Source organism: Streptomyces sp. 3214.6 (assembly GCF_900129855.1).
GTDB lineage: Bacteria > Actinomycetota > Actinomycetes > Streptomycetales > Streptomycetaceae > Streptomyces > Streptomyces soliscabiei.
The window spans coordinates 7,291,474-7,311,497 of sequence record NZ_LT670819.1 but is presented as its reverse complement, the minus strand read 5'-3'; the positions used below and the strand labels follow the sequence as shown (position 1 = coordinate 7,311,497).

The 20,024-nt window shown below is 72.1% G+C and carries 21 protein-coding genes and 1 riboswitch; of the genes, 9 read left to right on the top strand and 12 right to left on the bottom strand.

The features are described from left to right. The first annotated feature begins 39 nt into the window (after positions 1–39). A complete protein-coding gene (locus tag B5557_RS33075; protein WP_079662897.1) occupies positions 40–1,512 on the top strand; it encodes a phytoene desaturase family protein in 1,473 nt (490 codons plus the stop codon). A 47-nt stretch (positions 1,513–1,559) separates the two neighbouring features. Here the strand turns inward: B5557_RS33075 and B5557_RS33070 are convergent, their stop codons facing one another. The 6 genes from B5557_RS33070 to B5557_RS33045 form a co-directional block, all read right to left on the bottom strand. After that, positions 1,560–2,612 carry an SCO2102 family sporulation regulator gene (locus B5557_RS33070; protein WP_079662896.1) on the bottom strand — a complete coding sequence of 351 codons (1,053 nt, stop codon included), beginning with the start codon at positions 2,610–2,612 and terminating at the stop codon, positions 1,560–1,562. A gap of 56 nt (positions 2,613–2,668) precedes the next feature. Next, positions 2,669–3,592, bottom strand: a complete 924-nt coding sequence (metF, locus tag B5557_RS33065; RefSeq protein WP_079662895.1) for a methylenetetrahydrofolate reductase [NAD(P)H] — start codon at positions 3,590–3,592, stop codon at positions 2,669–2,671. A 96-nt stretch (positions 3,593–3,688) separates the two neighbouring features. After that, a complete protein-coding gene (gene thiE, locus B5557_RS33060; protein WP_079662894.1) occupies positions 3,689–4,336 on the bottom strand; it encodes a thiamine phosphate synthase in 648 nt (215 codons plus the stop codon). A 76-nt stretch (positions 4,337–4,412) separates the two neighbouring features. Further along, positions 4,413–4,778 carry an Rv2175c family DNA-binding protein gene (locus B5557_RS33055; protein WP_079662893.1) on the bottom strand — a complete coding sequence of 122 codons (366 nt, stop codon included), beginning with the start codon at positions 4,776–4,778 and terminating at the stop codon, positions 4,413–4,415. 59 nt (positions 4,779–4,837) lie between these two features. After that, positions 4,838–6,085: an NAD(P)/FAD-dependent oxidoreductase gene (locus B5557_RS33050; RefSeq protein ID WP_079662892.1), complete on the bottom strand. Its 1,248-nt coding sequence runs from the start codon at positions 6,083–6,085 to the stop codon at positions 4,838–4,840. Between the two features lie 32 nt (positions 6,086–6,117). After that, complete coding sequence (locus tag B5557_RS33045) at positions 6,118–6,468, bottom strand: hypothetical protein (protein WP_079662891.1); 351 nt, start codon at positions 6,466–6,468, stop codon at positions 6,118–6,120. A 52-nt stretch (positions 6,469–6,520) separates the two neighbouring features. Then, positions 6,521–6,632, top strand: a riboswitch (TPP riboswitch). Here B5557_RS33045 and thiO point away from each other — a divergent pair. From thiO to B5557_RS33020, 5 genes are all read left to right on the top strand, one after another. Then, positions 6,630–7,796 (top strand): glycine oxidase ThiO, encoded by a 1,167-nt coding sequence (gene thiO / locus B5557_RS33040; RefSeq protein ID WP_079665138.1) that lies wholly within the window; start codon positions 6,630–6,632, stop codon positions 7,794–7,796. Its footprint overlaps the riboswitch before it by 3 nt. Continuing rightward, a complete protein-coding gene (gene thiS, locus B5557_RS33035) occupies positions 7,793–7,993 on the top strand; it encodes a sulfur carrier protein ThiS (RefSeq protein ID WP_079662890.1) in 201 nt (66 codons plus the stop codon). Before thiO ends, thiS begins: the two co-directional genes overlap by 4 nt. Before the next feature lie 5 nt (positions 7,994–7,998). Further along, complete coding sequence (locus B5557_RS33030) at positions 7,999–8,793, top strand: thiazole synthase (RefSeq protein ID WP_079662889.1); 795 nt, start codon at positions 7,999–8,001, stop codon at positions 8,791–8,793. A gap of 114 nt (positions 8,794–8,907) precedes the next feature. Beyond that, a complete protein-coding gene (gene pknB / locus B5557_RS33025) occupies positions 8,908–10,848 on the top strand; it encodes a Stk1 family PASTA domain-containing Ser/Thr kinase (protein ID WP_079665137.1) in 1,941 nt (646 codons plus the stop codon). 34 nt (positions 10,849–10,882) lie between these two features. After that, complete coding sequence (locus B5557_RS33020) at positions 10,883–11,797, top strand: deoxyribonuclease IV (protein ID WP_079662888.1); 915 nt, start codon at positions 10,883–10,885, stop codon at positions 11,795–11,797. A gap of 45 nt (positions 11,798–11,842) precedes the next feature. Here B5557_RS33020 and B5557_RS33015 read toward each other — a convergent pair whose 3' ends face one another. Beyond that, positions 11,843–12,475 (bottom strand): sulfite oxidase-like oxidoreductase, encoded by a 633-nt coding sequence (locus B5557_RS33015; protein ID WP_079662887.1) that lies wholly within the window; start codon positions 12,473–12,475, stop codon positions 11,843–11,845. Between the two features lie 185 nt (positions 12,476–12,660). Here B5557_RS33015 and bfr point away from each other — a divergent pair, with 185 nt between their 5' ends. After that, complete coding sequence (gene bfr, locus B5557_RS33010; protein WP_079662886.1) at positions 12,661–13,140, top strand: bacterioferritin; 480 nt, start codon at positions 12,661–12,663, stop codon at positions 13,138–13,140. On the opposite strand, the gene B5557_RS33005 is transcribed toward bfr, so the two are convergent. Both B5557_RS33005 and B5557_RS33000 read right to left on the bottom strand, forming a co-directional pair. Continuing rightward, positions 13,137–13,376, bottom strand: a complete 240-nt coding sequence (locus tag B5557_RS33005) for a (2Fe-2S)-binding protein (protein WP_079662885.1) — start codon at positions 13,374–13,376, stop codon at positions 13,137–13,139. The genes bfr and B5557_RS33005 overlap by 4 nt on opposite strands. Positions 13,377–13,498: 122 nt before the next feature. Next, on the bottom strand, positions 13,499–14,851 hold the full coding sequence (locus B5557_RS33000) for a class II 3-deoxy-7-phosphoheptulonate synthase (protein WP_079665136.1): 1,353 nt from the start codon (positions 14,849–14,851) through the stop codon (positions 13,499–13,501). A 96-nt stretch (positions 14,852–14,947) separates the two neighbouring features. Here B5557_RS33000 and B5557_RS46380 point away from each other — a divergent pair, with 96 nt between their 5' ends. Together B5557_RS46380 and B5557_RS32990 are read left to right on the top strand one after the other, a co-directional pair. Then, positions 14,948–15,004 (top strand): trp operon leader peptide, encoded by a 57-nt coding sequence (locus tag B5557_RS46380; protein ID WP_071528813.1) that lies wholly within the window; start codon positions 14,948–14,950, stop codon positions 15,002–15,004. 101 nt (positions 15,005–15,105) lie between these two features. Beyond that, complete coding sequence (locus B5557_RS32990) at positions 15,106–16,986, top strand: anthranilate synthase family protein (protein WP_079662884.1); 1,881 nt, start codon at positions 15,106–15,108, stop codon at positions 16,984–16,986. Position 16,987: 1 nt separating this feature from the next. Here B5557_RS32990 and B5557_RS32985 read toward each other — a convergent pair whose 3' ends face one another. From B5557_RS32985 to macS, 3 genes are all read right to left on the bottom strand, one after another. After that, the gene (locus B5557_RS32985) at positions 16,988–18,016 is read right to left on the bottom strand and encodes a 6-phosphofructokinase (protein WP_079662883.1); all 1,029 of its coding nucleotides are present in this window, start codon (positions 18,014–18,016) and stop codon (positions 16,988–16,990) included. A gap of 73 nt (positions 18,017–18,089) precedes the next feature. Then, on the bottom strand, positions 18,090–18,776 hold the full coding sequence (locus B5557_RS32980) for a response regulator (protein WP_079662882.1): 687 nt from the start codon (positions 18,774–18,776) through the stop codon (positions 18,090–18,092). Then, the gene (gene macS / locus B5557_RS32975) at positions 18,773–20,005 is read right to left on the bottom strand and encodes a MacS family sensor histidine kinase (RefSeq protein ID WP_079662881.1); all 1,233 of its coding nucleotides are present in this window, start codon (positions 20,003–20,005) and stop codon (positions 18,773–18,775) included. The genes B5557_RS32980 and macS overlap by 4 nt, the downstream gene beginning before the upstream one ends. Positions 20,006–20,024 lie beyond the last annotated feature (19 nt).

Here is a 20,024-nt window from a genome sequence, read left to right as displayed (position 1 = left end):
GCGACGGCGTTGTCGGTGGCGGCCGATAAAGTCGCGGGCATGGGACGGATTGCGGTGATCGGCGCCGGGATGGGCGCGCTGGCGGCGGCCGCCCGGCTGGCCGTGGCAGGCCACCGGGTGACGGTGTACGAGCGGACGGAGACGTACGGCGGTGCCGTGCGCCGCTTCGAGCGGGCCGGCTTCGGTTTCGACACCGGCCCGGGTCTGCTCCCCCTCCCCGCCGTCTACCGCGACCTTTTCGTCAAGACCGGCAAGGAGCCGCTGGAGGCCTGCGTCGAGCTGGTGCAGGTCGACCCGTCCGCCCGGCATGTGTTCGCGGACGGCACCGAGGTGTCCCTGCCGAACGCCTCGCGCGCGGGGGTCGTCTCGGCGCTGGACGAGGCGCTGGGGGCGCGAGCCGGGCAGCGCTGGGGCGACTTCCTGGTGCGGGCCCGCGAGGCCTGGGACCGCACCCGCCGCCCGCTCCTGGAGGAGCCCCTGTGGCCGAACTGGTCGGTGCTGGCCGACCGCGAGCCCTACCCGGCGGTCCCGCACAAGCGGCTGCTGCGCACCCGGCAGGCGGGCACCCTCGCCGAGGTCGGCGCCTGGGAGCTGCGCGATCCCCGGCTCACCGCACTGCTGGAGGGCCACGCGCTCGCGTACGGCCTTGACCCGCGGATCACCCCGGCGAGCGCGGCCGTCCTGCCGTACCTGGAGCACGCCTTCGGCACGTGGTACGTGCGCGGGGGGATGCGGGAGCTGGCCCGCGCGGTGTACGAGAGGTGTCTGGCGCGCCGGGTCGCGTTCGTGTTCGACGCCGAGGTCACCCGGGTCCTGGAGAAGGACGGCCGCGCTGCGGGTGTGGAGTTGGCCGACGGCGCGGTGGTGGAGGCCGACTTCGTGGTCGCCCCCGGCAGCGTCGAGGGTCTGCCGGCGCGCGCGGACGGCGAAGTCGTGCCTCAGCAGGGTCTGCCCAGTCGGCTGACCGTGCTGCTCGCGCTGCGCGGCGCCCGGCCGGCGGGGACCGCGCACCGGACGGTGGTGCACACGGCGGACCGCGAGGGGGAGTTGGAAAGCCTGTTCGGTGCGGCGCCGTCGGTGCCCGCGCGGCCGTCGGTGACGGTCCTGCGGCCCGACGACCCCGGGCTGGTGCCTGACGGCGGCCATGAGGCGGTCACGCTCAGTGCCGTCGTCCCCGCCGGGGCGGAGATACGCGACGCACACGTGGAGGCGCTGCTCGCCGTCGCCGAGCGGGCCGTCCCCGGTCTGCGGGACCGCGTCCTGTGGCGGGAGGTGCGCACGCCCGCCGACATCGCGAGGGAGACGGGCGCGGCGGGCGGGGCCGTCCCGGCGCCGGCGCTGGCCGCGGCCGGGGGGCGCCTGCTGCATCCCGCCAACCCCACGGGCCTGCGGGGCCTGTTCACCGTCGGCGGCTGGTCGCACCCGGGCGGCGGACTCCCGCACGCGGGCATGTCGGGCGCGCTGGTGTCCGGCCTGATCGTGGAGGGACCGGAGTTCCGGGGCTCGCAGTGAGCCCCCGGTAGCCGTCGGGCGGGGGCGTCCCGAGGAGAACGCGGCCGTCAGAACCGATACTGCTGCTCGTCGAAGCCGTTCCCCTGGCCCTGGCCATGCCCCTGACCCTGCTGCTGGCCGTCGCCCTGGTAGGGGTACGGGTGCTGCTCGGAGGGGAGTTCAGCGCCGAGCGGGTCGTCGGTGTTGCGCTGCTGCGGGACCCAGACGCCGCCGGCCGGGGTCTCCCCGTAGCCGCCGTTGCCGTACTGGTCCTGGCCGTAGCCCTGCTGCCCGTACTGCTGCTGGTAGCCGGCGTCGTAGGAGCCGCCGCCGTAGGTCTGGGTGCCGATGTACGGGTCGGAGTAGGCGGCGTACTGCTGCTCGCCGGTGGCGTCGTAGCCGTACTGCTGCTGGTGGTATCCGGCGTACGTGTCGTAGCCGTAGTTCTGGTCCGCGCCCTGGCCGGCCGCCGCGTACTGGTCCTGGGGCTGGGCCTGGCCGTTCGCGGCGGCGTACGCGGCGTCGCTGTATACGCCGTAGGAGCCGGTCTCGTCGGGCATGGGCTGCGGCTCGTAGACGGACGTCGTCTCGGCGGCCGTCGGGTCGCCGCCCCGGGCCGCGGGCGTGAAGACGTCGTCGTGGTCGTAGTCGTCGTCGCCGAACGTGTTCCGGTCGCCGAAGGCGTTCTGGTCCCGGCCGAACGCGTCGCCGTCCGTGCCGTACGGGGTGTCGGAGCCGGGGCCGGCCGCCTCCATACCGGTGGCCTCGAGGGACGGGTCCTGGCGCTCGGCCTTGCCACGACGGCGCTTGGGCAGCTTGCCGACGAGGCCGCTCGCGCCACTGCCGTCCGCCCCCGCGTCCGTGTCGGTGCGCCGGAAGGCCCAGCCCTCGGCGAACCCGCGCCGGAACGACAGCGTGACATACGTCTGGCCGACCGCGAAGGCGACAGCGCCCAGCGCGATGACGACGACCGACGGGATCAGGACACCGAGGACGACGCCGAGGAAGCCCACGAAGGCCAGCAGTCGCCAGCGCAACCGCGCCTTGTACTGCAGCAGCACCTCACCGAGCAGCCACAACGCGACGATGCCGAACGCGATGTAGAGGACCGTCCAGCCCATGTACGCCCCTCTCCCAGTGGCCGCTACGCAGTGTGTCGTATGTCGGTGCGACCGGTCTAGGCCTGCGGCGGGTGGTGCAGGCCCAGGTTCTCGTAGATTTCCAGCGTCGCCGTGGAGTTGTTGAGCGTGATGAAGTGCAGTCCGGGCACTCCCTCGGCCAGCAGCCGGGCGCAGAACTCCGTGGCGAAGTCGATACCAATGGAGCGTACAGCGGCCGGATCGTCTTTGGAGTTGAGGATCCGCTCTCTCAGGGCGTCCGGGAAGTGGGCGTTACTGAGCTTGGGCAGGCGTTCCAGCATCTTCACGCTCGTCACCGGAAGAACCTCGGGAATGACCGGAGTCACACAACCGGCCGCCGCGACCCGGTCACGCAGCCGCAGGTACGCCTCGGGCTCGAAGAACATCTGCGTGATGGCGTAGTCGGCGCCGGCCCGGCACTTGTCGACGAAGTGCGCGACGTCCGTGTCCCAGTCGCCGGAGCGCGGGTGCATCTCGGGGAAGGCGGCGACGCCCACGCAGAAGTCGCCCGACTCCTTGATGAGCCGGACGAGTTCGGCCGCGTACGTCAGGCCGCGCGGGTGCGGCACCCAGGCGCCCATCGGGTCGCCGGGCGGGTCGCCGCGCACGGCGAGCATGTTGCGGATCCCGGCGTCCGCGTACTGGCCGATGATGTTGCGCAGTTCGGCGACGGAGTGGTCCACGGCGGTGAGGTGCGCGACCGGCGTGAGCGTGGTGTCCACGACGATCTGCTGGGTCTCCTTGACCGTGGTCGTCCGCGTGGAGCCGCCGGCGCCGTACGTCACCGACACGAAGTCGGGGGCGACGGCCTCGACCCTGCGCAGCGCGTTCCACAGGCTCCGCTCACCCTTGGGCGTCTTCGGCGCGGAGAACTCGAACGAGTACGTCGTCTTGCCGGTCGCGAGGATGTCGCGCACGGTGTGCGCGCGGTCCGTCCTGGTGGATGCGGTTCCTAGGGCCATACCCGCAGGTTAGCCAGGGGTGGGCGGTCCCCCAACCGGATGGGGCAAATTCGCCCGAATTGTCGACTTGTTGTCCATCCCTTGGACAACCGTGCGCTACGCGCAGCTGAGCCGCTTCGCGAACTCCGCGGCCGCGGCGCCGGGGTCGTCGGCCTCCGTGATCGCCCGCACGACGACGACCCGGCGGGCGCCCGCCGCCAGCACCTCGCCGAGGTTGCCGAGGTCGATGCCGCCGATGGCGAACCAGGGGCGGTCGGTGCCCAGCGAGGCCGTGTGCCGGACCAGGTCGAGACCGGGGGCGGGCCGGCCGGGCTTGGTGGGGGTGGGCCAGCACGGGCCGGTGCAGAAGTAGTCCACGCCCTCCTGGACGGCGGCGGCCCCGGCCTCCGCCTCGGAGTGCGTGGAGCGGCCGATGAGGACGTCCTCACCGAGGATCGCGCGGGCCGCGGGGACCGGCAGGTCGCCCTGTCCGAGGTGGAGGACGGCGGCGCCGGCGGCATGCGCGACGTCCGCGCGGTCGTTGACCGCGAGCAGTTTGCCGTGCCGGGCGCAGGCGTCCGCGAACACCTTCAGATGCTCCAGCTCCTCGGCCGCCTCCGTGCCCTTGTCGCGCAGCTGGACGATGTCGACGCCGCCCGCGAGGACCGCGTCCAGGAACTCCGGAAGGTCGCCCTGACGGGTGCGGGCATCCGTGCACAGGTACAGGCGGGTGTCGGCCAGGCGGCCGCGGGCGGTGTCGGGCATACGAAGTCCCCCCAGGGTGGTGGCGTACGAGGGCGGCCGAGCCCCCGTACGCCGGGTGATGGTGCGAATCCTCGGCTCAGACGGCGAGCGCCTGGGCGCGGCGCTTCACCTCCGTGCCGCGATTCTCACTCAGGGCCTGGGCCGGCGTGCCGGGCAGGCTCGGGTCGGGGGTGAAGAGCCACTCGAGCATCTCCTCGTCCGTGAAGCCGTCGTCCCTGAGCAGGGTCAGGGTCCCGGACAGGCCCTTCACCACCTTGTCCCCGTCGATGAAGGCGGCGGGAACGTGCAGCGCGCGGTTCTCGCCACGGCGTACGGCGATGAGCTGGCCCTCCTTGACCAGCTGCCGGACGCGCGTCACCTCGACATCGAGCATTTCCGCGATGTCGGGCACGGTGAGCCAGGCGGGGACGAGAGCATCGATCTTTGCGTCAATCTCGGTCACGGGAACAAGCCTGCCATCTGCCACTGACAGTCGGAAGCCGGGCCGGTCCGACCAGGTGCTTACGCGGAGGCCGTCGCCGCCTTCAGCGGGCGTGCCGGGTCCGCCAGAAGCCGTGGGTTCATGGGTGTGGCGGCCTCGATCAGCCGTCTGCCCTGGGCGAGGTCACGGGGGCGCCCCACGGCCAGCAGGGCGACCAGACGGTCCTCGCGCAGCCAGCACACCGTCCAGGCCGGTCCCGACGGATCGCCGCGCCACAGGGTCCGGTCGGCGCCGGTGTGATGGCCCGCGTACTGGACGAAGCGGCCGAACTGCTCGGACCAGAAGTACGGCACCGGGTCGTAGACGGCCGGGGGCTCGCCGGTGACCTCGCCGAGGATGTTCGCCGCGACCGTGCGCGGCCCCTGGAGGGCGTTGTCCCAGTGGTGGACGAGAAGCCGCTCGCCGTACCGGCCCGAAGGGAAGGAGGCGCAGTCGCCGACCGCGTACACGTCCGGCACGGAGGTGCGCAGACAGGCGTCGGCCACGACCTCGCGGTGCGCGCCGAGCTCGATACCGGAGCCGGCCAGCCAGGCGGTGGCGGGGCGGGCGCCGATGCCGACCACGACGGCGTCGGCGGGCAGCCGCGAGCCGTCGTCGAGGACGACCGCTCCGGGTTCGACGCGCTCCACGCGCGCGTGGGTGCGCAGGGCCGTACCGCTGTCGGCGTACCAGGCGGCCATCGGGGCGGCCACCTCGGCGGGCAGCGCCCCGGCCAGCGGCCGGTCGGCGGCCTCCACGACGGTGACCGCGCAGCCGGCCTCGCGTGCGGCCGTGGCGAACTCGGCGCCGATCCAGCCCGCGCCCACGACCACGACGTCGTGCTGCCGGGCGAGCACGGGCCGCAGCCGTTCGGCGTCGTCCAGGGTGCGCAGCAGGTGCACGCCGGGCACGCCCTCGGCGCCGGGCAGCCGGATCGGTTCGGCGCCGGTGGCGAGGACGAGGACGTCGTACGGGACGGGCCCGGCCTCGGTGTCCAGCTCGTGGTCGGCGGGGCGCAGGCCGAGGACCTCGCGGCCCAGGACCAGTTCGATGCCGAGGCCGTCGAAGTCGACGTCGAAGGCGGAGCCCTCGGACTTGCCGAGCAGGACGGCCTTGGACAGCGGTGGCCGGTCGTAGGGCTGGTGGGGTTCGGCGCCGATCAGCGTCACCGTGCCGTCGAAGCCCTGTTCGCGCAGCGCGACCGCGGTCTGCACCCCGGCCATGCCCGCGCCGACGACCACCACGCGCCGCCCGGCCGGGCCGCCTTCTTCCTGCCTCTGCTCACTCACCTGATCACCTTAGACAACTGACTATTCGTCAGTCAGCCGTCGTGTTCCGTGACCTGCTCCACAACGCTGGTGCCGCTGCCCGGCTGCGACTCCCACTCCCAGGTCTCCTCCAGGCGGACCCGCCCGTCGGGCAGCTCCACGACCGTCGAGACGCAGTGCCCCGAGGACGTCGTCGCGTCCTGCTTGAGCTGGACGTAGCGGAAGTCGAGCCGGTCCCCCTGCCGGGTACCCACCAGATGGCCGCGTACGACGTCACCGCCCGCGTAGTCCGCCCAGATCACGCCGTCCTGCTCGCGGTAGGCGAAGCGGGTGCGGGTGCCGACCTGGCCCGGGGCCTGGTCGGCGACGGGGGCGAGGACGAGACCGTCGAGCGAACGGGGCACGGGCGGAGGCTCCCTTACTGAGACATACGGCATCGGGCTAGGGTGGCCAACGTAGAGCACTCGCGGGAGCCCGGACGCACCGGGCTGAGAGGGAGGCTGGCGGCCTCCGACCGTACGAACCTGATCCGGGTCATGCCGGCGAAGGGAGGGGCTGGACGCCCATGTCGTCTCCACGTACGTCAGACGTCCTCGTCATCGGGGGCGGGATCATCGGGCTGGTCACGGCCTGGCGGGCCGCGCAGCGCGGCCTCGCCACGGCGGTGGTCGACCCGGAGCCGGGCGGCGGGGCCGCCCAGGTGGCGGCCGGGATGCTGGCCGCCGTCACGGAACTGCACCACGGCGAGCAGACTTTGCTCGGCCTGAATCTCGCGTCGGCGCGCCGCTATCCGGACTTCGCGGCGGAGCTGTCGGAGCTGACCGGCCACGATCTCGGCTACCGGCGGTGCGGCACGCTCGCGGTCGCGCTGGACGCCGACGACCGCGCCCATCTGCGCGAACTGCACGCCCTGCAGCGGCAGTCGGGGCTGGAGTCGGAGTGGCTGTCGGGGCGTGAGTGCCGGCGTCTTGAGCCGATGCTCGCGCCGGGAGTACGCGGCGGGCTGCGGGTGGACGGCGACCACCAGGTCGATCCGCGGCGGCTGGCCGCGGCGCTGGTGGCCGCGTGCGAGCGGGCGGGCGTGGTGTTCCGGCGGGCGTGGGCCGAGCGGCTGTCCGTGGTGGGCGAGCGGGCCGCGGGGATCGTCACCCGGGACGGTACGGCGCTGGCGGCGGGACAGGTGGTGCTCGCCGGCGGCAGCCTGAGCGGGCGGCTGGCCGGGGTCCCGCAGGACGTGCTGCCGCCGGTGCGGCCGGTGAAGGGGCAGGTCCTGCGGCTGACCGTGCCGCGGCGGTGCGCGCCGTTCCTGAGCCGGACGGTGCGGGCCGTGGTGCGCGGCAGCCAGGTCTATCTGGTGCCGCGGGAGAACGGCGAGCTGGTCGTGGGCGCGACCAGCGAGGAACTGGGCTGGGACACGACGGTGACGGCGGGGGGCGTGTACGAGTTGCTGCGCGACGCCCATGAACTGGTGCCGGGGATCACCGAGCTGCCGCTGACCGAGACGCGCGCGGGGCTGCGCCCAGGCTCCCCGGACAACGCGCCGCTGCTCGGGCCGACCGGCCTGGAGGGGCTGCTGCTGGCCACCGGGCACTACCGCAACGGGGTGCTGCTGACGCCGGTGACCGGTGACGCGATGGCGCATGTCCTGGCCACCGGGGAGCTCCCGGACGAGGCCCGTCCCTTCACGCCCCGGCGTTTCGGCGCCGCCGCACTCTCGGAGCAGCCCGCATGAACATCTCGGTGAACGGCGAGCGGCGGGAGTTCGCTCCCGGCACGGCTCTCGACAGCGTCGTACGGTCTCTGACGCCGGCGCCCTCCGGGGTGGCCGCCGCGCTCAACGAAACGGTCGTCCCGCGCGCGCGGTGGTCGGCGACGGCGCTCAGCGAGGGCGACCGGGTGGAAGTCCTGACCGCCGTGCAGGGAGGCTGAGCGCCATGGCCGACGATTCCTTCGTCCTCGCGGGTACGTCCTTCTCGTCCCGGCTGATCATGGGTACGGGGGGTGCGCCCAGCCTGGAGGTGCTGGAGCGGGCGCTGGTCGCCTCCGGGACCGAGCTGACGACGGTCGCGATGCGGCGCGTCGATCCCTCTGTGCACGGCTCCGTGCTGTCGGTGCTCGAGCGGCTCGGTATCCGGGTGCTGCCGAACACCGCGGGGTGTTACACGGCCGGGGAGGCGGTGCTGACGGCGCGGCTGGCGCGGGAGGCGCTGGGTACCGATCTGATCAAACTGGAGGTCATCGCCGACGAGCGGACGCTGCTGCCGGATCCGGTCGAGTTGCTGGAGGCCGCGGAGACGCTGGTGGACGACGGGTTCACGGTGCTGCCGTACACGAACGACGATCCGGTGCTGGCACGGAAGCTGGAGGATGCGGGGTGCGCGGCGGTGATGCCGCTGGGTTCGCCGATCGGCTCCGGGCTCGGCATCCGCAACCCGCACAACTTCCAGCTGATCGTCGAGCACGCGCGTGTGCCGGTGATTCTGGACGCGGGGGCCGGTACGGCGTCGGATGTGGCGTTGGCGATGGAGTTGGGGTGCGCGGGGGTGATGCTGGCGTCGGCGGTGACGCGGGCGAGGGATCCCGAGCGGATGGCGTCGGCGATGCGGGCCGGTGTCGAGGCGGGACGGCTGGCCCACCTGGCGGGCCGGATCCCGCGCCGCTACTTCGCCGAGGCGTCCTCCCCCACGGCGGGCCGGGCGGCGCTGGACCCCGAGCGTCCCGCCTTCTGACCGCCGCTCCGCTCCCCCCGGCCTCTCCTCGATCGCGTTACAGGTCGGCTGCAGTCAGGGGTGATCGGGCCGGAGGATGCGGTGGTGTCGGTCGTGGCTCGTACACTCGCCTGCGTGGACACGACCCTTCAGGACCCTCTGGTCGGGCAGGTGCTCGACGGCCGGTATCGCGTCGAGGCGCGGATCGCGGTCGGCGGGATGGCCACGGTCTACCGGGCCGTGGACACCCGCCTGGACCGCGTGCTCGCGCTCAAGGTGATGCACCCGGCGCTCGCCGCCGACGGGGTGTTCGTCGAGCGTTTCATCCGGGAGGCGAAGTCCGTCGCGCGGCTCGCCCACCCGAATGTCGTTCAGGTGTTCGACCAGGGTGCCGATGCGTCGTATGTCTATCTCGCCATGGAGTACATCGCCGGCTGCACGCTGCGTGACGTGCTGCGCGAGCGCGGGGCGCTGCAGCCGCGGGCCGCGCTGGACATCCTGGAGCCCGTGCTCGCCGCGCTCGGCGCCGCGCACCGGGCCGGGTTCGTGCACCGGGACATGAAGCCCGAGAACGTACTCATAGGGGATGACGGGCGGGTCAAGGTCGCCGACTTCGGGCTGGTGCGGTCCGTGGACACCGTGACCAGCACCACCGGGGCCGTCCTCGGGACCGTCGCCTATCTCGCTCCCGAACAGATCGAGCAGCCCGGCGCCGCCGATCCCCGCGTCGACGTGTACGCGTGCGGGGTCGTGCTCTACGAGATGCTCACCGGTGAGAAGCCGCACGACGGGGACTCCCCGGCGATCGTGCTCTACAAGCACCTCCACGAGGACGTTCCGCCGCCGTCGGCCCTCGTCCCCGGCCTGCCGTTCGAGCTGGACGAGCTGGTCGCCTCGGCCACCGCCCGCACACCCGACGTCCGGCCGCACGACGCCGTCGCGCTGCTCGCGCAGGTGCGACAGGCGCGCGCCCCGCTCACCGAGGACCAGCTGGACGCGCTGCCGCCGCAGGCCGTCTCCGCCGGGCACGACATCGCCGAGGACCGGACGAGCGTCATCCCGCGCTCGCTGACAGTGCCACGCCCGCTGCCCGTCAACGAGGACGACCCCGCCGACGAGGCCGCCCTGAACCGGACCTCCCGGTTCCAGAGTCCGCCGCCCCTGCCGCCCCGGCGCCGTTCCGTGCGGCGGCCCCGGCGGGGGGTGCTCGCGCTCATCACCGTGGCGCTGCTGGTGTTCGGCGTGGGCGCGGGCGTCTGGTACATCAACTCCGGGCAGTTCACCAAGGTGCCGGCGGTGCTGACGCAGAAGGAGGCCGAGGCGAGGAAGCGGCTGGAGGCGGCCGGGATCAAGGTCGGCAAGGTCCGGCACGAGTACAGCGACACCGTCAGGCGCGGCACCGTCATGGACACCGACCCTGAGCCGGGCGCCCGCATCCGCAAGCACGGCTCCGTGACGCTCACCGTCTCCGACGGCCCCGAGATGGTGAAGGTGCCGGACGTGCGGGGCTCCCGGCTGGACAAGGCCGAGCAGTTGCTGAAGACGGACGGCCTGGAGCCGGGTCTGGTCACCCAGGAGTTCAGCAAGGACGTCATCAAGGGCTTCGTGATCAGCACGAACCCGCAGGCAGGGGTGAAGCGCCGCGCGGGCACCGCCGTGTCCCTCGTCGTCAGCAAGGGCAGCCCGATCGACGTCCCGGACGTCACCGGCGAGGACCTCGACGACGCCAGGGCGGCGCTGGAGGGGGTCGGCCTGAAGGTGAAGGTCTCCGCCGACGAGGTCAACTCCGAGTTCGACAAGGGGCAGGTCGCGGCGCAGTCCCCGGCGGCGGACGGCAAGGCCGCCGCCGGCGACACGGTGACGCTGACGCTGTCCAAGGGGCCGGAGATGGTCGAGGTCCCGGACGTGGTGGGGGCGAGCGTCGGCGACGCGAAGTCGCTCCTCGAACAGTCCGGGTTCGAGGTCAAGGAGGACCGTGGGCTGCTGGGGCTGTTCGGCGACACCGTGAAGAAGCAGTCCGTGGACGCGGGCGACACCGCACCCAAGGGGTCGACGATCACGATCACCATCCGCTGACCGGCGGGGCGGCCGGGCATGACACCCTGAACGGGTGAGTCCTGAAGCCCCCAGTCCCTCCCCCGCCGCCACCTCCTCCGCGTCCCCTTTCGCCTCCCGCAACCCCGTCGGCGGTCATGTCCCCGTGGCCGGCGGGCTGCACGACGTGGGCATGTCGTACGCCCATGACCTCAGGGCCGAGACGGTCCAGGTGTTCGTCGCCAACCCGCGCGGCTGGGCCACGCCGGTCGGGAACCCGCGGCAGGACGAGGCCTTCCGGGAGGTGTGCGCGGCGGAGTCGGTCCCGGCGTACGTGCACGCGCCGTACCTGATCAACTTCGGCTCGCACACCGAGGCGACGGTGGAGAAGTCGGTGGAGTCGCTGCGGCACTCGCTGCGCCGCGGGCGGGAGATCGGCGCCCTGGGCGTGGTCGTGCACACGGGGAGCGCGACGGGCGGCCGGGACCGGTCCGTGGCGCTGAAGCAGGTCCGCGAGCACCTGCTGCCGCTGCTGGACGAGCTGACCCACGACGAGGACCCGTTCCTGCTGCTGGAGTCCACCGCCGGCCAGGGCGCCTCGCTCTGCTCCCGGACCTGGGACTTCGGGCCGTACTTCGAGGCGCTGGACGCCCATCCCAAGCTGGGCGTCTGCCTCGACACCTGCCACATCTTCGCGGCCGGGCACGACCTGACCGGCCCCGCCGGCATGCACCAGACGCTGGACCTGCTGGTGGACACCGTCGGCGAGGGCCGGCTGAAGCTGATCCACGCCAACGACTCCAAGGACGTCGTCGGCGCCCACAAGGACCGGCACGAGAACATCGGCGCAGGTCACATCGGCGAGGACCCGTTCCGGGCGCTGATGACCCACCCCGCGACCGTGGGCGTCCCCCTGATCATCGAGACCCCCGGCGGCAAGGAGGGACACGCGGCGGACGTGGAGCGGCTGAAGAAACTGCGCGACGGCTGAGGCGGCCGGTCCTCGTTCCCCCACGCGTCGCTGAAGGCCCGCAGGTCAGAGCTCGGGGCCGTCCCCCGGGCCCTCCTGGTAGGAGTAGCGCTGTTCCTTCCAGGGGTCGCCGATGTTGTGGTAGCCGCGCTCCTCCCAGAAGCCGCGGCGGTCCGCGGTCATGTACTCGACGCCGCGGACCCACTTGGGGCCCTTCCAGGCGTAGAGGTGCGGGACGACCAGGCGGAGCGGGAAGCCGTGTTCGGCGGTGAGGAGCTCGCCGTCCTTGTGGGTGGCGAAGATCGTGCGCTCGGCGGCGAAGTCGGCCAGGCGCAGATTGGAGCTGAACCCGTACTCGGCCCACACCATCACATGGGTGACGCTCGGCGCGGGCGGCGCCAGCTCCAGGATGGTCCGGGCCGGGATCCCGCCCCACTCGGCGCCGAGCATGCTGAACTTCGTCACACAGTGCAGATCGGCCAGGACGGACGCGTACGGAAGGGCCGTGAACTCCTCGTGGTTCCAGCAGTGCTTCTCACCGTCGGCGGTGGCGCCGAAGACCCTGAACTCCCAGCGCTCGGGCCGGAACCTGGGCACCGGACCGTAGTGCGTGACGGGCCAGCCCCGCTGCAGTCGCTGTCCCGGCGGAAGCTCGGACACCGCTTCTCCTCCAGACGCGCGCTCCACCGGATGACCCATGACTCCATCCTGACAGACCCCGGACGGTGCACATGACCAGCCATGACCGCCCATATCCCGAATCGGGCAACTGCTACTAAGCATGCACTAACTTACTAAGTACGCACTTACTGGACGATCTTCGACACCGGTGAAATCATGCGGCGGCAACCTCCCCGATCCCCCACGTGGAAGGAGCCTCTGCGATGCAGGGCGACCCCGAGGTCATCGAGTTCCTCAACGAGCAGCTCACCGGCGAGCTCACCGCGATCAACCAGTACTTCCTCCACGCCAAGATGCAGGAGAACTTCGGCTGGACAAAGCTCGCGAAGTACACGCGGCACGAGTCCTTCGACGAGATGAAGCACGCCGAGGTACTGACCGACCGGATCCTGTTCCTGGAGGGGCTGCCGAACTACCAGCGGCTGTTCCATGTGCGCGTGGGCCAGACGGTCAAGGAGATGTTCGAGGCCGACCGGCAGATCGAGGTCGAGGCGATCGACCGCCTGAAGCGCGGCATCAAGGTGATGCGCGAAAAGGGCGACATCACCTCCGCGAACATCTTCGAGTCGATCCTCGAGGACGAGGAGCACCACATCGACTATCTCGACACCCAGCTGGAGCTGGTGGACAAGCTCGGTGACGCCCTCTACATCGCGCAGCTGATCGAACAGCCGGAGAGCTAGGCCGCTTCCCTCAGGTCGGGGAGCTCGGCGAGGGCCGGTTCGCCGCGGTCGGCGACGGTGAGGTCCCGGCGCGAGCAGGCGCCCCGGCCGAGGATCGCCTGGATCCGGCGGACGCAGGAGCCGCAGTCGGTCCCCGCCTTGCAGGCGGAGGCGATCTGGCGGGGCGTGCAGGCGCCGCCGTCCACATGCTGCTGGACCTGCGCTTCAGTCACTCCGAAGCAGCTGCAGACGTACACGCGGATTCACCTCCCGCCGAGATCGATAAGGCTAACCTAACCTTACCCGGCGCTCAGAGACCGCAAAAGTGGCGTGGGGCGCGGATCGTATGTGATCCGCGCCCCATTGCCATGACCGACGACTACTGGTCCCGGTACATCTCCGCGACGAGGAACGCCAGGTCGAGGGACTGGCTGCGGTTCAGGCGGGGGTCGCAGGCCGTCTCGTAGCGCTGGTGGAGGTCGTCGACGAAGATCTCGTCGCCGCCGCCCACGCACTCGGTGACGTCGTCACCCGTCAGCTCCACATGGATGCCGCCCGGGTGGGTGCCGAGACCCTTGTGGACCTCGAAGAAGCCCTTGACCTCGTCGAGCACGTCGTCGAACCGCCGGGTCTTGTGACCGGAGGCCGCCTCGAAGGTGTTGCCGTGCATCGGGTCGGTCACCCACGCCACCGTCGCACCCGACGCCGTGACCTTCTCGACCAGCTCGGGCAGCTTGTCGCGGACCTTGTCGGCGCCCATGCGGACGATGAACGTCAGCCGGCCCGGCTCCCGGTCGGGGTCGAGACGCTCGATGTACTGCAGCGCCTCCTCGGCCGTCGTCGTCGGGCCGAGCTTGATGCCGATCGGGTTGCGGATCTTCGACGCGAACTCGATGTGCGCGTGGTCCAGCTGCCGGGTGCGCTCACCGATCCACACCATGTGCGCCGAGACGTCGTACAGCCGCCCGGTGCGCGAGTCGACACGGGTCAGCGCGGACTCGTAGTCCAGCAGCAGCGCCTCGTGCGAGGAGTAGAACTCGACCGTCTTGAACTCCTCCGGGTCGACCCCGCAGGCGTGCATGAAGTTCAGCGCCTGGTCGATCTCGCGGGCGAGCTGCTCGTAGCGCTGCCCGGACGGGGACGACTTCACGAAGTCCTGGTTCCAGGCGTGCACCTGACGCAGATCGGCGTAGCCGCCGGTGGCGAAGGCGCGCACCAGGTTGAGCGTGGAGGCGGACGCGTTGTACATCCGCTTCAGACGCTCGGGGTCCGGGATGCGGGCCGCCTCGTTGAAGTCGAAGCCGTTGACCGAGTCGCCCCGGTACGTCGGGAGCGTCACCCCGTCCCGGGTCTCGGTGCCCTTGGAGCGCGGCTTGGAGTACTGGCCGGCGATCCGGCCGACCTTGACCACCGGCACCGACGCCGCGTACGTCAGCACCGCGCCCATCTGCAGCAGCGTCTTCAGCTTGTTGCGGATGTGGTCGGCGGACACCGCGTCGAAGGCCTCCGCGCAGTCGCCGCCCTGGAGGAGGAACGCCTCTCCCTTGGCGACGGCCGCCATCCGGGCGCGCAGCTGGTCGCACTCGCCCGCGAAGACGAGCGGCGGATACGACTGAAGCTCCGCAACGACTGCGCGCAGAGCCTCGGTGTCGGGGTACTCGGGCTGCTGCGCCGCGGGCAGGTCTCGCCAGGTGTTGCCAGCGCTCGCGCTGGTCTTAGCGTTCACGGTCACGACCTCCACATTACGGGGTCGTGTCGAGTCGTTTTCGCACGGCTCGACAGGTGAGACACGCTCCTGCTCACCTGCGCGTGGGGTAGGGTGCGTCGCATGTTCGCGCATTCGACCCAGAACTGGTGGTGGACCGCTCATCCGGCGGCCCACTGACTGCGCGTACGCAAGACTTCGCGAAGGCCGCCCGAGGGGCGGCCTTCGGCGTTTGCCGGGGTCCGTTCCTCTCCACCTCACAGCGAGAAGGAAACGGACCCATGCAGCTGCTCGACCTGCTCGACGATCCCCGCCCGTTCGCCCTGCTGCGCCGCCGCACCCCCGGGCGCGACGAGAACACCGTCGAGGTGTTCCTCGGCCCGGTCTCCGCCCACGACCGGCTCGCCGACCTCCCCGACGAGGGCCTGGCGCTCATCCCGTTCCGGCAGATCCGCGAGCGCGGCTTCGACGTCCGCGACGACGGCACCCCGCTGGCGTTCCTCACCCCCGAGGAGTCGCACGAGTTCCCGCTCGCCGAGGCTCTCGCCCAGCTCCCCGCTCACGACGTCGACGTACGGGACGGCGGCTTCGACGTGGCCGACGAGGAGTACGCGGAGATCGTCGGGCGGGTCCTGCGGGACGAGATCGGACGGGGCGAGGGCGCGAACTTCGTGATCCGGCGGACGTACGAGGGCGCGATCGAGGGGTTCGGCCGGGCCGACGCGCTCGCGCTGTTCCGCCGGCTCCTGGAGGGCGAGCGGGGCGCGTACTGGACGTTCGTCGTGCACACCGGGGACCGCACGCTCGTCGGGGCCAGCCCCGAGGTGCATGTCCGGATGTCGGGCGGCACGGTCGTCATGAACCCGATCAGCGGGACGTACCGGTATCCGGCCGAGGGGCCCACCCCCGAGCATCTGCTCGGCTTCCTCGCCGACGGCAAGGAGATCGAGGAGCTGTCGATGGTCGTCGACGAGGAGCTCAAGATGATGTGCACCGTCGGGGACATGGGCGGGGTGGTGATCGGGCCCCGGCTGAAGGAGATGGCGCATCTCGCGCACACCGAGTACGAGCTGCGCGGGAAGTCCTCCCTGGATGTGCGGGAGGTCCTGAAGGAGACCATGTTCGCGGCGACCGTCACCGGCTCCCCGGTCCAGAACGCCTGCCGGGTCATCGAGCGCCACGAGCCGCTCGGGCGGGACGGCGTCGCACGGGGCTACTACGCGGGTGCGCTGGCGCTGCTCGGCCGTGACGCCGGCGGGGCCCAGACCCTCGACTCCCCCATCCTCATCCGGACCGCCGACATCGACGCGGCCGGACGGCTGCGGGTGCCGGTCGGGGCCACGCTGGTGCGGGGCTCCGACCCGGCGGGCGAGGTCGCCGAGACACACGCGAAGGCGGCGGGCGTCCTGGCCGCGCTCGGCGTACGACCGGGCAGGCCCCGGGCGGAGCACACCCGCCCCCCGCTGGCCGACGACCCCCGGGTGCGGGCCGCGCTGGACGGACGCCGGGCCTCGCTGGCGCCGTTCTGGCTGCGGATGCAGGAGCGGACCGAGGAACAGTCCGGGCACGCGCTCGTCGTCGACGGCGAGGACACCTTCACGGCGATGCTCGCGCACGTGCTGCGGTCGAGCGGCCTCGACGTGAGCGTGCGGCGGTACGACGAGCCCGGGCTGCGGGAGGCGGTGCTCGCGCACGAGGGGCCGCTCGTGCTGGGCCCCGGTCCCGGCGACCCGTGCGACCTGGCCGACCCGAAGATGCGGTTCCTGCGGGAGCTGACGGCCCACGTCCTGCGGGACCACCGGGACGGTGTCCTCGGGGTCTGCCTCGGGCACGAGCTGATCGCGGCGGAGCTGGGCCTGGACATCGTACGGAAGGAGGTGCCGTATCAGGGGGCGCAGACCGTCGTGGACCTGTTCGGGCGGGCGGAGACCGTCGGGTTCTACAACAGCTTCGTGGCGCGGTGCGACGACGAGGCGCAGCGGGAGCTGGCCGCGAACGGCGTGGAGGTGAGCCGGGCCGCGAACGGCGAGGTGCACGCGATGCGCGGGCCCGGGTTCGCGGGCGTGCAGTTCCATCCGGAGTCGGTGCTGACGCTGAACGGGGCGTCCGTCGTACGGGAGTTGGTGGCGCAGGTGCGCGCGACACACCTGCGCGCCCGTTAGGTCAGCCGAAGAACACGCCCACTTCCGCGTACAGCTTCGGGTCGACGGTCTTCAGTCTGGCCGTCGCCTCCGCGATCGGTACGCGGACGATGTCCGTGCCGCGCAGGGCGACCATCTTGCCGAAGTCGCCCTCGTGGACGGCGTCGATGGCGTGCAGGCCGAAGCGGGTGGCGAGCCAGCGGTCGAAGGCGCTCGGGGTGCCGCCGCGCTGGACGTGGCCGAGGACCGTCGTACGGGCCTCGTTCCCCGTCCGGCGCTCGATCTCCTTGGCGAGCCACTCGCCGACGCCGGACAGCCGGACGTGCCCGAAGGAGTCCAGTGAGCCGTCCTTGAGGACGACGTCGCCGTCCTTCGGCATCGCGCCCTCGGCGACCACCACGATCGGGGCGTACGACGCCCGGAAGCGGGAGGCCACCCAGGTGCAGACCTGCTCGACGTCGAAGCGCTGCTCGGGGATGAGGATGACGTTGGCGCCGCCGGCCAGGCCGGCGTGGAGGGCGATCCAGCCCGCGTGACGGCCCATCACCTCCACGACCAGGACCCGCATGTGGGACTCGGCGGTGGTGTGCAGACGGTCGATGGCCTCGGTCGCGATGCCGACGGCGGTGTCGAAGCCGAAGGTGTAGTCGGTGGCCGACAGGTCGTTGTCGATGGTCTTCGGAACGCCGACGCAGGGCACCGCGAACTCGTCGCACAGGCGGGCCGCGACGCCGAGGGTGTCCTCGCCGCCGATGGTGACGAGGGCGTCCACGCCCTGCCCGGCGAGGGTGTCCTTGATCCGGCGGACGCCGTCCTCCTCCTTGAGGGGGTTGGTCCGCGAGGAGCCGAGGATCGTGCCGCCGCGGGGCAGGATGCCGCGCACGGCGGGAATGCCGAGGGGCACCGTCCTCCCGTCGAGGAGGCCCCGCCAGCCGTCCCGGAAGCCGATGAACTCATGGCCGTAGCTCTGCACGCCCTTGCGGACGACGGCCCGGATGACGGCGTTGAGGCCGGGGCAGTCCCCGCCTCCGGTCAGTACTCCGACGCGCATGGACGGGTCCCTTCGCCGTGAGTCATGACCGTGAGCCATGACTGCCTGACGAGGAGTCAGTGTCGCGCGCCCCTCACTCGTCGTCGAGACCTCGCTCAAGGGCGTACCGGACCAGTTCCACCCGGTTGTGCAGCTGCAGCTTGCCGAGGGTGTTCTGGACGTGGTTCTGGACCGTGCGGTGGGAGATGACGAGACGTTCGGCGATCTGCTTGTAGCTCAGGCCCTTGGCGACCAGGCGCAGCACCTCGGTCTCGCGGTCGGTGAGGCGGGGCGCGTCGGGTTCGTCGCCGGCGACGGGGCCGGGGTCGGAGGCGAGCCGGCGGTACTCGCCGAGGACCAGTCCGGCCAGACCCGGCGTGAAGACGGGGTCGCCGACGGCCGTGCGGCGCACCGCGTCCAGCAGTTCCTCCGTGGACGCCGACTTCAGCAGGTAGCCGGTCGCGCCGGACTTCACCGCCTCCAGCACGTCGGCGTGCTCGCCGCTCGCCGAGAGCACCAGGACCCGCAGGGCCGGGTTGGCGGCGACGACCTCCTTGCACACCTGGACGCCCGGCTTCGCGGGCAGGTTCAGGTCCAGCACCAGCACGTCGGGCGTGGTGGCCCTGGCCCGGCGCACGGCCTGCTCGCCGTCGCCGGCGGTGGCGACCACGTCGAAGCCGGACTCGGCCAGGTCCCGGGCGACCGCGTCGCGCCACATGGGGTGGTCGTCGACCACCATGACCTTGATCAGGCCCTGTTCTGTGCGCTTGTCCTCACTCATCGCCGTCCTGCCTTCCCCCGCTTCACGTTCGTTGCCTTCGGCACCGTCAGCTCGACCTCCGTGCCCTGCCCCGGTGTCGAGATCAGCTCGGCGCTGCCGCCGAGGTCGCGCAGCCGGCCGCGGATCGACTGGGCGACCCCGAGCCGCCCCTCGCCCTCGGCCTGCGCGAGCCGCCCCTCCGGGATGCCGGGCCCGTCGTCCCGCACGGTGACGATCACCTCGTCCGGCTCGTCCTCGACCAGGATCCAGGCCCGGGCGTCCTCCCCCGCGTGCCGGCGGACGTTGTCCAGGGCGGCCCTCACGGCGGCGGCCAGCTCCCGTGCGGCGGGCGCGGGCAGCAGCACGGGCGCGCCGGGCTCGGCGAGGTTGACGCGGGCGGCGGCGAAGGGGGCGAGCAGCGCGCGCAGGTCGACAGGCGCGTCCGCGTCGTCGTCGGTGTCCTCGTCCACCACGCGGACGACGGCCCCCTCGGCCTCGTCCTCCGACACCCGGGAGACCGGCAGCAGCCCGCCGGAGACCAGCGTGCGCAGCGCGACCTCCTGCTCGCCGGCCATCCGGCCCAGCTCGGCCGCCTCACCGCCCAGGACCGCGCCGCGCCGCTGCACCATCGCCAGCACCTGGAGCACGCCGTCGTGGATGTCCCGGGCGAGCCGCTCGCGTTCCCGCGTGGCGGCCTCGATCTCCAGGGCGCGGGCGAGGGTGCGCTCGGAGGCGCGGGCGACCTCAACGACGTAGCCGATGGCGATGGAGGCCACCCAGACGAGGATCACGTTGTGGACGGTGTCGCGGGCCGGGTGACCGCGCTCGATCAGGTTGGCGGCGGCGACGGGAGTGGAGGCGAACGCGGCCCAGCGCCAGCCGCCCTTGATGGCGAACGCGAGGACCGACCCCGCCGTCCATATCGACGGCAGGGTGGGGCCGCCGTCCTGGATGTGCTGGTCGTTGACGACCAGCGGGGTCAGGACGATCCCTATGAGCGCGACGGCGAGGTCGAGGGTGAGGAATCGCTTGGTGCAGGCCGCCGCGTTCTGCACCCGGGGCAGGGTGGCGAGCGTCCACCCGAGCAGGACGACGTAGTAGGCGATGGCGATGCCGGGCCGGTCGTAGTCGCCGTAGGCGGTGGCGAACAGGCCGACCGCGTACAGCATCGTCAGCACCCGGTAGGCGGTGAGCGCACGCCACAGCGGCAGCTCGACCGACATCCTCATGACTTTTTCGCGCCTGGCCATCCGTCCAGTCCCCCGCCCC